Origin of the sequence: Nocardiopsis salina YIM 90010 (assembly GCF_000341025.1) — a bacterium.
GTDB lineage: Bacteria > Actinomycetota > Actinomycetes > Streptosporangiales > Streptosporangiaceae > Nocardiopsis > Nocardiopsis salina.
Genome location: NZ_ANBF01000210.1, coordinates 1 through 15,024, shown reverse-complemented (window position 1 = coordinate 15,024; position 15,024 = coordinate 1). Strand labels below are relative to the sequence as shown.

The following is a 15,024-nucleotide window of genomic DNA, read 5'->3' as shown; positions in this document are numbered from 1 at the left end:
GGGGGGAGCCAGTCCAACCTCCAGGCCCTGCTGCTCGCCCGCAACGAGGCGCACGAGCGCGAGGCCCCCGACACCCGCCTGGCCGACCTCATCCCCCGGATGCGTGTCCTGGCCTCGGAGGTCGGCCATTTCAGCGTCGCCAAGTCGGCCGCACTCCTGGGCCTGGGTTACGAGTCCGTCGTCTCCGTGGCCTGCGACGACCGCCGCCGTATGCGCCCTGACGCCCTCGCCGCCGAGCTCAAGCGCTGCCGGGCCGAGGGCCTCCTCCCCATCGCCGTGGTCGCCACCGCAGGCACCACCGACTTCGGCAGCCTCGACCCCCTGCCGCAGATCGCCGACCTGTGTTCGCGCAGCGGTGTGTGGATGCACGTGGACGCGGCCTACGGGTGCGGCCTGCTGGTCTCGCGCCACCGCCACCTGCTCAGCGCGATCGAGCGCGCCGACTCAGTGACCGTCGATTTCCACAAGTCGTTCTTCCAGCCGGTCAGCTCCAGCGCGGTCCTCGTACGCGACGGTGTGACTCTGCGCCACGTCACCTACCACGCGGACTACCTGAACTCCCGATCGGACGGCAGCACCCCGATCCTGTCGCCCAACCAGGTCGACAAGAGCCTGCAGACCACACGCCGTTTCGACGCCCTCAAGCTCTGGCTGACCCTGCGTGTGATGGGTGCCGAGGGCATCGGCGAACTCTTCGACGGGGTGCTCGATCTCGCGGTGCAGGGCTGGCAGCTGCTCGACCAGGACGAGCGCTTCTCGGTCGTGACCCGCCCGACGCTGAGCACGCTGGTGTTCCGGTGCGCGCTGCCCGGGGTCGACGAGGACCTCGCTGACGCCGCCAACCGCTATGCGCGCGAGGCGCTGCTGGACTCCGGTGCGGCCTTCGTGGCGCGCACGACCGTCGACGGGCGCCCGTATCTGAAGTTCACCCTGCTCAACCCCAAGGCCACCGTGGACGACATCGGCGAGGTGCTCGACCTGCTCGCCGGACACGCGGAGCGGTTCGTCGCCGAGCACGGCGCCCCTGCCCCCGACACCCTGTCGGCCGCCGACGCCGAACCGACCTCCACCACGACCAACGGGAGTGCCAAGTGAGTGACAGCCCCCGCACCCCCGCAGCCGAGCACCCCGGGCCCGCCGACACCGCGCAGAAGGTGTACGACTTCGCCGCGATCGGTGTGGGCCCCTTCAATCTGGGCCTGGGTGCCCTGAGCGAACCCGTCGCCGAGCTCGACGGGCTGTTCCTCGACCAGAAGCCCGAGTTCGACTGGCACAGCGGCATGATGCTGGAGGACGCCGAACTCCAGACCCCGTTCATGTCGGACCTGGTCACCCTGGCCGACCCCACCTCGCCGTTCTCGTTCCTGAACTTCCTCAAGCAGAACGGGCGGCTGTACCCCTTCTACATCCGCGAGCGCTTCTACCCACTGCGCGCGGAGTTCAACGACTACTGCCGCTGGGTCTCGCGCGGGCTCGGCGACAAGGTGCGGTTCGGTCGGCGGGTCGAGGCTGTGGAGTTCGACGACGAGCGCGCGCTCTACACCGTGCGCAGTACGGAGACGGCCACGGGGCGCACGCACGAGGACCTGGCCCGCCGCCTGGTCCTGGGTACCGGAACACCGCCGTACGTGCCGCCGGCCTGCCGCGACCTGCCGGGCGACGCGGTGCACAGCTCCGGGTACCTGTACGCCAAACAGGACCTGCAGAAGAAGGACAGCATCACGGTCGTGGGCAGCGGTCAGAGCGCCGCGGAGATCTTCCACGACCTGCTGCAGGAGGCCGACACCCACGGCTACCGGCTCAACTGGGTCACCCGTTCGCCGCGGTTCTTCCCGCTGGAGTACACCAAACTCACGCTGGAGATGACCTCGCCGGAGTACGCCGACCACTTCTACTCGCTGCCCGAGCACAAGCGCGAGGAGCTGATCGCCTCCCAGAAGAACCTCTACAAGGGCATCGACTCCGACGTCATCGATGCGATCTACGACCTGCTGTACCAGAAGAGCCGGGCCGCCGCCCCGCGTGTGCGCCTGATGACCAACACCGAGGTCACCGGTGTGGGCCACGACGAGCAGGGCTACCGGCTGGAGCTGCGCAACTCCGACCAGGAGCGCGACTTCGCCCTGCGGACCGAGGGCCTCGTGCTCGCCACCGGCTACCGGTACCAGGTCCCCGATTTCCTCGAGCCGATCGCCGACCGCCTGGCCTGGGACGGGCCGGGACGGTTCGCGGTGCGCCGCGACTACCGGGTGGACCTGGCCGCGCACGAGGGCGGCCCGTCCGCCGAGGGCGCGGGCGACGGCGGGGCCGGTGCGGTCTACGTGCAGAACGCGGAACTGCACACGCACGGCTTCGTCTCCCCCGACCTGGGCATGGGTGCCTACCGGAACTCCTGCATCCTGCGCGGGATGCTCGGCCGCGAGCCGTACGCGGTGGAGCGTTCCATCGCCTTCCAGGAGTTCGGTGCCCCCGACAGCTCCGGCGCCGGGACCTGGGAGGGCGAGGACCTCACCCCGCTGCCCGCCGCCGGCGACACCCCTCTGGAGGCCTCGAACCGATGAGCGAGACCACGCACGACGGCGCCACGGTGTTCACCAGGGAGGACCCCCACCTGGGCCGGTTCACCGTGCGCCCCGTCGACCCCGACACCGACGTCCCGATGCTGCACCGGTGGCTGACCGACCCCAAATCCTCGTTCTGGCTGATGACCGGGGCGAGTGAGGAGGACGTCGACCGGATGTTCCGGGCCACCGCCGACTCCGAGCACGAGCACGCCTACATCGGTGAGTGGGAGGGCGAGCCCCGGTTCCTCGCGGAGTTGTACGATCCCGCCCGCTCCGAGCTGAAGGACGCCTACACGGTGCGCCGGGGCGACGTGGGCATGCACTTCCTGGTCGCACCGACCGACACACCGGTCTCCGGGTTCACGCGCTCGGTAATCACCACGGTCATGGAACTGGCCTTCGCCGACCCCGCCACGGACCGGGTCGTGGTGGAACCGGACGTGCGCAACGGGCCGGTGCACGAGCTGAACGCGGCCATGGGCTTCCGTGTCGACCGCACGGTGTTCCTGGGCGAGATGGACAAGGACGCCTACCTCAGCTTCTGCAGCCGAGAGCAGTTCGCGGAGGCCGCAGCGACCGATACGACCACGGGAGGGGAGCGGCGATGAGCATCAGCACCCACGACGACCAGAACGCCTCCGGCCTGGGCGCGGACGACCCGCGCACTGCCGCGGTCGGCCCCTACGGCGCCGCGCCGCAGGACGCGACGGCGCACCTGGACCCCGAGCTGTGGGCCCGTGCGAACCGCCTGCTGGTGCGTAANCCCGCCCCCCGCCGGTGAGGGCCGGTACACGGTCACCAGCGACGACGGCGGTATCGAGTACCGGTTCACGGCCCGGGTCCGGGCGCTGGACCACTGGGTCGTCGACGCAGACAGCATCGAGCGGGTCGGCCGCGACGGCGACGCGCTCACGGTGGACGCCCTCGACCTCATGCTCGACCTGCGGGACGCGCTCGGCCTCAGCGACGAGGTACTGCCGGTCTACCTGGAGGAGATCACCAGCACCCTGGCCGGGAGTGTTTACCGCATGTCCGAAAGGCAGCTCGGCTCGTCCGAGCTGGCACGTGCCGGGTTCCAGGCGATCGAGGCCGGGATGACCGAGGGGCACCCCTGCTTCGTGGCCAACAACGGGCGCCTGGGCTTCGGCGCCGGCGAGTACCAGGCGTTCGCGCCCGAGGCCGCCGCTCCCGTGCGCCTGGTCTGGGTGGCGGCGCGGCGCGCGCTGACGACCTTCACGTGCTCGGAGGACGTGGACCGCGAGCGGCTGCTGGCCGGCGAGCTGGGACCGCAGGTGCTGGAGTCCTTCGACTCGCAGCTGCGGGATCTGGGCTTGGACCCGGCCGACTACCACCTGATCCCGGTTCACCCCTGGCAGTGGTGGAACCGGATCTCGGTCACCTTCGCCGCGGACGTGGCCCGCCGCGACCTGGTGTGTCTGGGCCACTCCCCGGACGAGTACCGGGCCCAGCAGTCGATCCGCACCTTCTTCAACGTCTCCGCGCCCGAACGCCACTACGTCAAGACGGCGCTGTCGGTGCTGAACATGGGTTTCCTGCGCGGGTTGTCGTCGGAGTACATGGANGCCCCCCCCCGCCATCAACGACTGGCTGACCGAGCTGGTGGCCGGCGACCCGATCCTGGCCTCGACCGAGGTGGGGATCCTGCGGGAGCGGGCCGCCGTCGGTTACCGCACCGACCATTACGCGCGGGCCGCGACGAAGGGGTCGCCGTACCTGAAGATGCTGGCCGGGCTCTGGCGCGAGAGCCCGGTGCCGCGTCTGGCGTCGGGTGAGCGCTTGGCGACGATGGCGTCGCTGCTGCACACCGACGCCGAGGGCCGCCCGCTCGCGGCCGAGTTCATCGCGGAGTCGGGCCTGGAGCCGGCCGAGTGGCTGCGCAAGTACCTGGACGCTTACCTGGTGCCGCTGCTGCACTCCTACTACGCGCACGACCTGGTGTTCATGCCGCACGGCGAGAACGTCGTCCTGGTGCTGCGCGACGGCGTGCCCCAGCGGGTTCTGCTCAAGGACATCGCGGAGGAGATCGCGGTGATGAGCGAGGACGCCGAGCTGCCGGAGGCGGTGGAGCGCATCCGGGCGGAGGTGCCCGAGGACATGCGGTTGCTGTCGCTGTTCACGGACGTCTTCGACTGCTTCCTGCGGTTCCTCAACGCGATCCTCGCCGACGAGGGGCTGGTGAGCGAGCAGGAGTTCTGGGCGACCGTGGCGGCGTGCGTGACCGACTACCAGGCGTCCGTGCCGCAGTTGGCGGACAAGTTCGAGCGCGATTCACTGTTCGTGGACGAGTTCGCGTTGTCGTGCCTGAACCGCCTGCAGCTGCGCAACAACAAGCAGATGGTGGACCTGCAGGACCCGGCCGGGGCCCTGCAGCTGGCCGGCACCCTGGAGAACCCGCTCGCCCGGTTCCGTCCGGGTGACGTGTCCCGGTAGGCGCGCTGGGAGGGCCCGTCAACGGCGACGGGCCCGGGTCGCGGCCCCGTGGGGGGTGGTTCAGGTCCCCACGGGGCCGTTCTTCGTGTCCGGCGGTTCAGCCCGGCACCGCCTCCCCGGTGTCCTGCCCGGTCTCCGGGGCCTTCCGCGGGGAGGACAGCGCGGTGACGGCCCCGTGCAGCCGCTCGTGCCGGTCCCGGGGCACACCGAGGCGATCCAGCCACGCACCCAGTTCGCCCTCCTCCAGATCCCGTTTGACGGTCTCACTGCCCGGCCGCCTCACAGTGACGGTCTCGTGGGTCAGGGTCGCGTGGCTGCCGTCCTCGAGGTGTCGGGCCACGATCAGCATGGACCGGAACGACGAGTCGGGGTGGGCGCTCACGTAGTGGTTCCCCATGTCCACGTCGGAGGGGCGTACGGGGAGTTCGTCGGTGGTGTGCTGGCGTTCCCAGGTCCCGCGTGTCCATCGCTGCAGTTCCCAGGAGACCGTGCCCTCCTCGACGACGCGCTGCACGCGGTGGGTCGTGCCGGCGTAGGTGTCCTGCGCGCCGTCCCGCAGTTCGATCGTCCGCAGCAGCCCGGATCCGTATCCCGGGTCGGCCAGCAGCCGCCGCCCGTCCAGCAGGACCTCGACGACCATGTGGGCCCGCGGCGCCTCGTCGGGGTCCCCGACCCTCCCCAATCGGCGCCGCACGTCGTAGCCGAGGCGTTCCAGGGCGGCGGCGAGCAGGGTGCCGTGCTCGAAGCAGTACCCGCCGCGCCCCTGGTCGAGGAACTTGTGGCCCACAGAGGCCAGGTCGACGCGCGGCCCCTCCCCCAACAGCACATCGATGTTGTCGAAGCTGAAGGCGCGGACGTGGGCCTCGTGCAGACGGTCGAGGGTCGCGCGGTCGGGGGTGGACGCGTCCACCCCCAGACGGTCCAGGTAGGCCTGCAGGTCCAGGCCCGCGGTGCTCCAGCGGTACTCGTACGTCATGACGGGTTCCTTTCCGTGGGTGTGATCAGTGCGTGTACTCGGTGCCCCGCAGGCGCAGCGCCACGACGAGGGCGAGGGCCGCCCCGATGAGCCCGGCGGCCACGAAGGTGGTCTGGGTGGCGAGGGTGAAGGCCGGGCGCACCGCCTCCATGAGGGCCTGGCCCGCCTCCCCGCCGAGGCTCTCGGCGACGGCCTCGGCGGCACCGACGCTCCCCTGGGCCGATTGGGTGTCGGCTGGGTCGAGACCGGCGGGCGCGCCGGTCTCCAGCACGGCCCGGTAGACGGCGATGCCGAGGCTGCCGACGAAGGCCATCCCGGCGGCGTTGCCGAGCCCGGCGAAGACGTCCTGGACCGCGGTGGCCGATCCTGTGTGCTCCTCGGGTGCGGAGGTGATGAGCAGCTGTGAGGCCGTGGTCATGAAGACCGACCCGGACACCGTCATGACCGTGATGGCCGCGATCAGGCCGACGGGGTCGTGCATCCCCAGCGGCGCCAGGGCCGCCAGCGAGCTGAGCCCCATGAGGACGAGCGTGCCGGCGAGGGCGGGTGCGGGGCTGACGAAGCGCTGCACGAGCGGGGTCAGGAGGGTGCCCAGGATTCCGCCGACGGCGGGACCGAGCATGAGCAGGCCCACCTGCAGGGCGCTCATCCCCACGACCACCTGCAGGAGTTGGGTGACGAACATGTCGGTCGCCCCCATCCCCAGCGAGGCGGCGAAGAGCACGACCACGAGCACCCGGAACACCTTCGGGGTGAACAGGCTCAGCGGCACCAGGGGGTGTGCGCTGCGTGCCTGCCGGCGCAGGAAGAACAGGACCAGTACGACACCGGTCAGGGTCGAGAGCGCGGGCAGGGGCGCAAAACCGCTGTCGGCGGTCTCCTGCAGGCCGAAAACCAGGGCCATGACCATCGCGACGGAGAGTGCGACACTGACCAGGTCCACGCGCACCGACGGGTCCGGGCGGTCGCGCGGGAGCAGGACCGGGCCGGCCAGCAGGAGCACGAGGACCGCCGGCACGTTGACCAGGAAGACCGAACCCCACCAGAAGTGCTCGANCCCCGCCGGTGAAGGCCGTCATGAAGACGGCGAAGGCGATGGAGAATTCGCGTGTGGAGCGGAACATCATGCGCAGAAGCGCGAGCCCCGCAGGGGTGAAGGCGGCGCCGGCGATGCCCAGGAGAGCCCGCGCGAGGATCAGGATCTCGGCGGTGGCGGCGAAGGCGGCCAGGAGCGAGGCCACCCCGTAGACGACGACGGCGGCCAGCAGGAGCCGGCGGTGGCCCAGGCGGTTGGTCAGGAGCCCGAACGTGATGACGCCGGCGGCCGAGAGGAACTCACCGATGTGCAGGATCCACAGCTGTTGGGCGCCGGTGGGTGCCAGGTCGGCACTGAGCGAGGGCAGGGCCAGGAAGAGCACCGTCATGTCGGTGGCCAGCATGAAGATCGGCAGGGACATGGCGGCCAACCCCGCCCAGGCCCAGGGGCCGGCCCGTTCGGTGGTGTGCGCGGTGTGCATGGTCGCGGTTTCCCTTCCGGCTCGTCGTCCGCGGTCCATGTAGTGACCGTGGCCGGTGCGGGTTCCGGAAGGGCTCCCCCGGGGTTCCGGTGACCGGCGCCAGGACCGGAACCCGCCCGCACGCACCGCTTCCGGTGTCCGGGATCGCCGTGGACACCCCCGGTCGGTGCCGTGCGACGATGAGGCCATGCGCGTTGACGTGTTGGGGCCGGTGCGTCTGAGTACCGATGCCGGTGAGCCCGTGCCCGTGCCCGAGCGCAAGGTCCGTCTGCTGTTGGCCCTCCTCGTCTCCGGGGAGGGTGAGGCGGTGCCCGCCGACACCTTGGTCGAGCAGGTGTGGGGCGACGGCCGTGCCGCACACCCCACGCGTGTGCTCCGGGCCAAGCTGTCCCAGCTCCGTGCCGCCCTGGACCTGGCCGATGAGGGCGGCCGCGACCTGTTGGTGCACACCCCGGCGGGTTACCGGTTGGACCTTCCGGCCGGGGCGGTGGACGCCGAACGGTTCCGGGAGCGGGTGGAACGCGCCCGCGCCGCGGGATCGGCGCGCGAGCGTGCCGACCTGTTGGGCGGGGCGTTGGCCCTGTGGCGGGGTGACGCGTACGCGGACGTGGCCGACGAGCTCTGGCTCTCCCCCGTCCTGGCCGCCCTGGAGGACGCACGGTTGGGCGCGCTCGAGGAACGGGCCGAGGCCCTGGCGGAGGCGGGTGAGCCCGAGGCGGCGGTGGAGCTGGCGACCGCACCGGCCGAGGAGCACCCCACCCGGGAGCGGCTCACCGCTGCGTTGATGTCGGCCCTGTACCGGACGGGCCGGCAGCGGGACGCACTGGTGCTGTTCGAGTCGTTGCGCGAACGCCTGGCCGAGGAGCTCGGGGCCGACNCCCGGGGCCCGCCGCTGCGCACGCTCCACGAACGGATCCTGCGGCAGGACCCTGAACTGGCCGCCGCCCCCGAGGCCGGTGAGCGCACCGCCCAGGAACCCGAGCAGAGCGCCCGGGGCAGACTGCCCTCCGAGATCGCGCCGATCATCGGCCGTGAGGAGGAGGCCCACGAGGTCGGCTGTCACCTGAACCAGGGGCGGCTGCTGACGCTGACGGGCATCGGCGGGGTCGGCAAGACCCGGCTGGCGGTGCACGTGGCGCACGCGTGGCGGGAGCACTTCCCCAGGGGCGTGTGGTTCGTGGACCTGGCGGCGCTGTCGCCCTCCCCGGGGGCCGCGGCCGGGGCCGAGCCGTGGGAGGTGGCCTACCGGGTGACCGATCTGGTCGCGGCCGCGATCGGGCTCCCGGTGCGCACGGTGCCCGACGACTGCCTGCACCGCCTCGGGGACGCGCTGGGTGAGCGCCCCTCCCTGCTGGTGCTGGACAACTGCGAGCACGTGGTCGAGGAGGCCGCGGCCTTCGTCGGGGAGCTCCTGGGCAGCGTGGCGGGGGCGCGGGTGCTCGCCACCGGCCGGGAACCGTTGAACCTTCCGGACGAGCAGCGGTACGACGTGCGGCCGCTCACCGTCACCGCCGAGGGCGGCCCCGGCCCGGCCGTGCAGTTCTTCACCGAGCGTGCGCGCGCCGTGGACCCGGGTTTCGTCCTGGACGCGGAGACCGAACCGGTGGTGGAGCGCATCTGTCGTGCCCTGGACGGTCTGCCGCTGGCGATGGAGCTGGCCGCCAACCGGGTTCGTGCCCTGTCGGTGCACGAGTTGTCGGACCGGTTGGACCACCGGCTCAACCTGCTCTCCCGCCCGGGCGGCCGGGTCCCGCGCCGCCAGCAGACGCTCAGGTCGATGATCGACTGGAGCTGGCGCCTGCTGGACGGCGCCGAGCACAGGGTCCTGCGGCGGCTGGCGGTGTTCCGGGGCGACTGTTCCCTGGACGCCGCGGAGGCGGTGTGTGCCGACCCCGACGGTGCCGGGGACGAGGGGGTTCCGGCCTCCGCGGTCGTGGACGTGCTGACCGGGTTGGTCGACCGGAGCCTGGTGACCTCGGCGCCCGTGGGTCGCGAGCGGCGGTTCGGCCTGCTGGATTCCATCCGGATCTACGCGGCCGAAAAACTCACCGAGGCGGGTGAGCTCGAGGAGACCGAGCGGCGCCACCTGCTCCACTACGCGGATCTGACCCGGCGGGCCGATGCCGGCCTGCGCGGCCCCGACCAGATCGCGTGGCTGTGCCGGATGGACACCGAGCACGTGAACCTGCCGCAGGCCCTGGACACGGCGCTGTCCGACGGGGACGGCGCCCACGCGGTCGAGCTGACGCTGGGAACGTTCTGGCACCAGTGGATCACCGGGCGCATGGCGCACGTGCGCGAGGACCTGGCGGCCTCGGTCGCGCTGACCGGCCCGCGCGGTGACCGTTACGCCCGCGCCAACGCCCTGGCCGTGGCGCTGGGGGTGCACGAACACCGCGAACAGGCGGAAGAGCAGGTCGACCGGGCGCTGTCGCTCTTCGGGACCCGGGCGCGGGTGGAGCGCGCCGAGGTCCAGTGGTTCGCCGGCCTGAACCTCCTCACCGCGGGGCTCGAGGGGGCCGGCGAGCGCCACCTGTCGGAGGCGATCGGCACGTTGGCCGAGCACGGCAGGGACTGGCCCGCGGCGGTCGCGGTCTGCTACCGCGACTGGATGCGGCTGTCGGTGCGCGGCACCCTGCCCGAAGGGCTGCCCGACGGCCGCTCGGCCAGGGAGGTCCTCGAAGGGCTGGGCGACGACTGGGGCGTGGCCCAGAGTCTGTCCGTGGAGCACCTCGAGGCCGAAGTGCTGGGCAGGTACGGCCGGGCGCGGACGGTGGCCGAGCGAGCGCTGGCGCTCTGCGAGGACCTGGGCCTGCCGACGGAGGTGTGCTGGTGGCGGGTGAGTCTGGCCGTTTGCATGCTCCGTGACGGTGAGGAGACCGGGGCCGCCGACCTGTTGCAGCGGGCCAGGGAACAGGCGCACGGGCTCGTGGACACCTACTGCCTGGGCTATGCCGACCTGGCCGAGGCCATGGCGGCGCGCTGGTACGGGGACACAGCCCGCGCCCGCCGGTGCCTGGACCGCTGGACCGCTGCGGCCGCGACGTCCGGAGCAGGCCCCCTCACCGGCCTGGAGGAGGGTTTCCTGGCTCTGGCCGAAGGGGAACCCGAGCGTGCCGCGGCGGCTCTGCGCGGCCTGCGCCCGTTGGTGCCTGCCACGGACGCCGCGCCGGTCCTGGCCCGGGCCCTGGAGCTGTGGGCCGGAACCGGGGCGCTCGGCGGCGACCCGGTGGGTGCGGCCGAGGCGCTGGGCACGGCCGCGGGCGTGCGCGCGGGCACTGCACCCAACGTGTTGGAACGGGCGGACCTGGAGCGTGTGCGGGCTCTGGTCGCGGATCAGCTCGGCGAGGGGCCCTTCGGGGAAGCGCTGGAACGGGGCCGCGGCATGGAGGCCGCGGACGTGCTGGCCCGGCCCCTGGCGGGCTGACGCAGTTCCGGGGCCCGAGGGGCCGCCGGAACGTCGGGGGAGCCTTTCCGGAACCCTGCGGGGCGAGTGTCGGAAGCGTCAGAAGGAAACGACGTTCCGAAGGGACCGCACGACGATGTCCGACACGACACGTGCCGCGCACGCCCCCGGCCACGACACCCCTCCTCCCCTGCGGGTGGCCGTCATCATCGGCAGCACCCGCAAGGACCGCTTCGGACCGGTTCCGGCCCGTTGGATCACCGGGCGGCTTCGATCCCGCCCGGACCTCGACACCGACCTGATCGACCTGGCCGAGTACGAGATGCCGGTACTCGGCGGGAACGACCCGGACGAGCCGCTCCCCGAACCGGTCAAGGCGCTGGGTGAGCGGTTGCAGCAGGCCGACGCCTTCGTGGTGGTGACCCCGGTCTACAACCGCAGTTACCCGGCCTCGCTGAAGAGCGTCGTCGACTGGTTCCACGAGGAGTGGGCGGCCAAGCCCGTGGGGTTCGTCTCCTACGGCGGCATGACCGGCGGGGTCCAAGCGGTGGAGCACCTGCGCGCGGTCTTCGCCGAGTTCAACACGGTCTCCCCGCGTGAGGCGGTGCTGTTCCCGAACTTCTGGGAGGTCTTCGACCACGACGGCCGACTGGTCGACACCGAGGCCGTGGCCCCGGCGGCCGACGTCTTCACCGACCAGCTCCTGTGGTGGGCCCGGGCGCTGCGGCGTGCGCGCGCCGAGTCCCCCTTCCCGGTGGAGGACGGGCAGTGAGGTTCCCGAGGGCTCCGTACACGAGCGGGTGGGCACCGGTCCGCCCAGCAATGGAAGAGGTGGAGTGAGATGGGTTTCGAACCGAGGGCCGTGGCCGCCTACAGCATGGACGACGTGGGGTTGTGGACCTGGGAGGACCAGGAATCCGGCGCTCACGTGGGCTACATCGCCGACGAGGAGGAGGGCTCCCGGATGGGGCTTGCCTTCGTCCGGTTCCGTGCGGGGGTGAGCTTCGACTTCGCCTGGCCCTACGACGAGGTCAGTGTGGTCACGCGCGGGTCCCTGACGGTGCGCACCGGCGGAGAGGTGGTCACCGCGCGGGAGGGGGAGATCCTCACCCAGCCCGCGGGGGTGGCCGGGACCTTCGAGATCGACGAGGACATGGAGATGATCTGTGTCCACTTCCCCACGTTCGCCCGAGCCTTCGGGATGACGTTGCGCGAGTACAAGGCGGAGACCGACGACGGGCGGGAGCCGTCCAACGGTGAGGTGACCCCGCGCGGCCGGGAGTGGGGCGGGGGCGCTTTCGACCCCACTCGCATGCAGGTGTTCGGCCCGGGTGACGTGCGTTCCTGGTCGACGGTGGAGGAGGAGCCGCTGTCCCGAGTGGGTTACCTGGCCGACCGGGCCGAGGGCTTCCCCATGGGCATGGCCTACTCGAAGTTTGCCCGGGGCGGGGTCCACGAACTGTCCTTCCCCTACGACGAGGTCGCCGCCGTGACGCAGGGTTCGTTCACCGTGCGCAGCGGGGACCGGTCGTTCCGGGTGGGGCCCGGCCAGATGCTGTACATGCCGGCCGGGGTGTCGGCGGTCTTCGAGATGGAGGAGGACACCGTGGCCGTGGGACTGCACCACCCCACGTTCGCGGAGGCCTTCGGGCAGGACCCGCACGAGGCCTGAGAAACCTGCGCCCCGTCGCCCGACCCCGCGGGGTCAGGTGACGGGTGTCTCGGTGAGGAGCCCGTCGTGCAGGCGCAGCACCCGGTCCGCCCCGCGCGCCTCGTCACCGGAGTGGGTGGCCACCACGACGGCACCCCCGGTCGCGTTCCTCCGTGAGCACCCGCGCGATCGCGGTCCTGCGAGAGGTCTCGCTCACCCTCGACCTGTCGCGTCCGGTGGGTCTGACCTGGGGGCTCTTCCACCTGCCCGACGACGAGGTGTACACGATCGTGCGGGACCTCATGACGGCTCTCGCCCCGGGCAGCTACACGGTCCTCACCCATTCCACCGACGTGGTCACCGGGCCGGCGATGCGGGAGGCGGTCCGGTAGTGGAACGAGGCGGCTTCCACCCCGATCACCCTGCGCACGCCGGAGCAGATCGAGCGCTTCTTCGAGGGGCTGGAACCGGTGGAACCGGGCCTGGTGCCCCTCCCCCTGTGGCGCCCGGACGCCTCGCAGGTGGGCGCCCCCGAAGCCATCGACGAGTTCGGCGTCGTCGCATACAAACCCTGACGTGCGCCCCGGTCCGCGTCCTCGCGGTACACAGAACACCCGGGAGGGGGCACCCCGAACACCTCTTGTTAAGGTATGGCTCACCTAACTTCAGGAGGTATCCACCCATGGTGACCCCAACGGCCGCCCCTGACCCGGCATCGGCCCTGCGTCCGACCGCCGACGCGCGCAGGCCCCGCCGCGGGTTCGGGTTCGCCGGCGCCACCGTGCTCGCGCTGACCGCGTGCGGTCCCGGGACGGGCTCTCCCGAGGAGCAGGAGGGCGGCCGCACGCTCGAGGACGCGACGGGCGAGGTCGAGGTCCCCGAGCGGGCCGAACGGATCGTGGCCCTGGACAGCCTGGTCATCGACACCTGCGTCGCCCTGGGTGCCCCGCTCGTGGGCGCGGCCGAGGCCGGTTCCGTCAGCACCCTGCCGGCCTACCTGGGTGAGGGTGTCGAGGGCGTGGAGACCGTCGGCAACATCGCCGAGCCCAACATCGAGGCGATCGGCGCGCTGGAACCGGACCTGATCCTGGGCACGGAGCTGCGCCACGAGGACCTGCACGAGCAGCTCTCCGCGATGGCCGCGACCTTCTTCGTCGCCGAACCCGCCATCGGTTGGCAGGACAACGTCCTGGCCATCGGGCGTGCCCTGGGCCAGGACGACCGCGCCGAGGAGGTCCTGGGTTCCCTCCTCGCCGAGGCCGCCGATGCGGGGCAGGAGGTGGGCGCCGAGGGCACCACCGTGCACGTGCTCCGACACGTGGACAACGGGGTGCGCCTGCACGGGCCCGACACCTTCTCCGGATCCCTGCTGCGCGAGATGGGCTTCAGTGTCCCGGACATGGACTGGGACGACAACGACATGGCCGAGCTGAGTTTCGAGAACCTCGACCGCATCGACGCCGACGTCGTCTTCGTCACCGACGACACCGACCTGGACGACGAGCTGTTGTCCGGGGTTCCCGCGGTCGCCGAGGGCAACGCGTACGGGGTGGACGACCGCACGTGGATCTCGGGGATCGGCGTCGTCGGCGCCGGCCACATCATCGCGGACGTGCGCGGCTTCCTGGCCTGACCGGCGCCCCGGGCCGGAAGGGGGCGGCTACTCCGGAGCCCGGGACCACCGGGTCCCCGCGGCCGTCCGCCCCGCCCGTTCAGGCGCGCTGGGGCCGCCGGTCGACCGGGACGATCATCGGGGTCTCCGTCTCGGGGTCGGGCACCACGCGCACCGGGAGCCCGAAGACCTCCTCGACCAGCTCCGCGGTGACGACGCTCTCCGGAGCTCCCTGGGCGACGATCGCGCCGTCCTTCATCACCACCAGGTTCGTGGCGTACCGGGCGGCGTGGTTGAGGTCGTGCAGCACCGCCACGAGCGTGTGACCGCGGTTGTGGTGCAGGTCGGCGCACAGGTCGAGCACGTCCATCTGGTGGGCGATGTCGAGATAGGTGGTGGGCTCGTCCAGCAGCAGCAAGGGCGTCTGCTGGGCCAGGACCATCGCCAGCCAGACCCGCTGCCGCTGCCCTCCGGAGAGTTCGTCCACCGAGCGGTCGGCCAGTTCCGTGACCCCGGTGGCCTCCATCGCGTCGGTGACGACGGCCTCGTCCTCGGCCGACCACTGGCGCAGGAACCCCTGGTGGGGGTAGCGCCCGCGCGAGACCAGGTCGGCAACGCCGATCCCGTCGGGCGCCACGGAGCTCTGCGGCAGCAGTCCCAGGCGGCGGGCGACCTCCTTGGCCGGGTAGGAATCGATCTCCTTGCCGTCCAGGTGCACCTCCCCGCCGGCGGGTTTGAGGGTGCGCGAGAGACCGCGCAGCAGGGTGGACTTGCCGCAGGCGTTGGGTCCGACGATGACCGTGAACGAATTGTCGGGGATCGACACTTCGAGGTCGCGGGAGATGAC

General features: G+C 71.7%; 11 protein-coding genes and 4 pseudogenes (1 of these 15 only partly in view). 11 read left to right on the top strand and 4 right to left on the bottom strand.

What is annotated here, in order from left to right; genetic code table 11:
• From D474_RS0123810 to D474_RS34140, 5 genes and pseudogenes are all read left to right on the top strand, one after another.
• Window positions 1-1,095, top strand: the 3' portion of a protein-coding gene (locus tag D474_RS0123810) for a pyridoxal phosphate-dependent decarboxylase family protein (protein ID WP_017615994.1). It extends 480 nt beyond the left edge of the window; the window shows 1,095 of its 1,575 coding nt (coding positions 481-1,575); the start codon falls outside the window, past its left edge; it ends in the stop codon at window positions 1,093-1,095.
• Window positions 1,092-2,561, top strand: coding sequence for a lysine N(6)-hydroxylase/L-ornithine N(5)-oxygenase family protein (locus D474_RS0123805; protein ID WP_017615993.1), 1,470 nt, complete (start codon window positions 1,092-1,094; stop codon window positions 2,559-2,561). The genes D474_RS0123810 and D474_RS0123805 overlap by 4 nt, the downstream gene beginning before the upstream one ends.
• Window positions 2,558-3,172, top strand: coding sequence for a GNAT family N-acetyltransferase (locus D474_RS0123800; protein ID WP_017615992.1), 615 nt, complete (start codon window positions 2,558-2,560; stop codon window positions 3,170-3,172). Before D474_RS0123805 ends, D474_RS0123800 begins: the two co-directional genes overlap by 4 nt.
• 324 nt (window positions 3,173-3,496) lie before the next feature.
• Window positions 3,497-4,171 (top strand): annotated as a pseudogene (locus tag D474_RS34145) (IucA/IucC family protein); the annotation flags it as partial.
• A gap of 13 nt (window positions 4,172-4,184) precedes the next feature.
• A complete protein-coding gene (locus tag D474_RS34140; protein WP_338045301.1) occupies window positions 4,185-5,015 on the top strand; it encodes an IucA/IucC family protein in 831 nt (276 codons plus the stop codon).
• Between the two features lie 97 nt (window positions 5,016-5,112).
• Here the strand turns inward: D474_RS34140 and D474_RS0123790 are convergent, their stop codons facing one another.
• The 3 genes and pseudogenes from D474_RS0123790 to D474_RS34370 all read right to left on the bottom strand — a co-directional run.
• Window positions 5,113-5,991: an arylamine N-acetyltransferase family protein gene (locus D474_RS0123790; RefSeq protein ID WP_017615989.1), complete on the bottom strand. Its 879-nt coding sequence runs from the start codon at window positions 5,989-5,991 to the stop codon at window positions 5,113-5,115.
• A 25-nt stretch (window positions 5,992-6,016) separates the two neighbouring features.
• Window positions 6,017-7,033: pseudogene (locus tag D474_RS29860) on the bottom strand (MFS transporter); the annotation flags it as partial.
• A gap of 73 nt (window positions 7,034-7,106) precedes the next feature.
• Window positions 7,107-7,415: pseudogene (locus tag D474_RS34370) on the bottom strand (MFS transporter); the annotation flags it as partial.
• A 4-nt stretch (window positions 7,416-7,419) separates the two neighbouring features.
• Here D474_RS34370 and D474_RS33965 point away from each other — a divergent pair.
• The 6 genes and pseudogenes from D474_RS33965 (at window position 7,420) to D474_RS0123750 (ending at window position 14,198) form a co-directional block, all read left to right on the top strand.
• A complete protein-coding gene (locus D474_RS33965; RefSeq protein ID WP_275040811.1) occupies window positions 7,420-7,551 on the top strand; it encodes a hypothetical protein in 132 nt (43 codons plus the stop codon).
• Between the two features lie 144 nt (window positions 7,552-7,695).
• Entirely contained in the window at window positions 7,696-10,935 is a 3,240-nt protein-coding gene (locus D474_RS0123780) for a BTAD domain-containing putative transcriptional regulator (protein ID WP_017615985.1), read from the top strand.
• Between the two features lie 115 nt (window positions 10,936-11,050).
• On the top strand, window positions 11,051-11,686 hold the full coding sequence (locus tag D474_RS0123775; RefSeq protein WP_017615984.1) for an NADPH-dependent FMN reductase: 636 nt from the start codon (window positions 11,051-11,053) through the stop codon (window positions 11,684-11,686).
• A gap of 69 nt (window positions 11,687-11,755) precedes the next feature.
• On the top strand, window positions 11,756-12,586 hold the full coding sequence (locus D474_RS0123770; protein ID WP_017615983.1) for a hypothetical protein: 831 nt from the start codon (window positions 11,756-11,758) through the stop codon (window positions 12,584-12,586).
• A 152-nt stretch (window positions 12,587-12,738) separates the two neighbouring features.
• A pseudogene (locus tag D474_RS31555) lies at window positions 12,739-13,140 on the top strand (SAM-dependent methyltransferase).
• A 107-nt stretch (window positions 13,141-13,247) separates the two neighbouring features.
• Window positions 13,248-14,198 (top strand): ABC transporter substrate-binding protein, encoded by a 951-nt coding sequence (locus D474_RS0123750; RefSeq protein ID WP_017615979.1) that lies wholly within the window; start codon window positions 13,248-13,250, stop codon window positions 14,196-14,198.
• A 79-nt stretch (window positions 14,199-14,277) separates the two neighbouring features.
• On the opposite strand, the gene D474_RS0123745 is transcribed toward D474_RS0123750, so the two are convergent.
• Window positions 14,278-15,024 (bottom strand): ABC transporter ATP-binding protein (locus D474_RS0123745; RefSeq protein WP_017615978.1); only part of this gene is annotated, 747 nt, incomplete at its 5' end.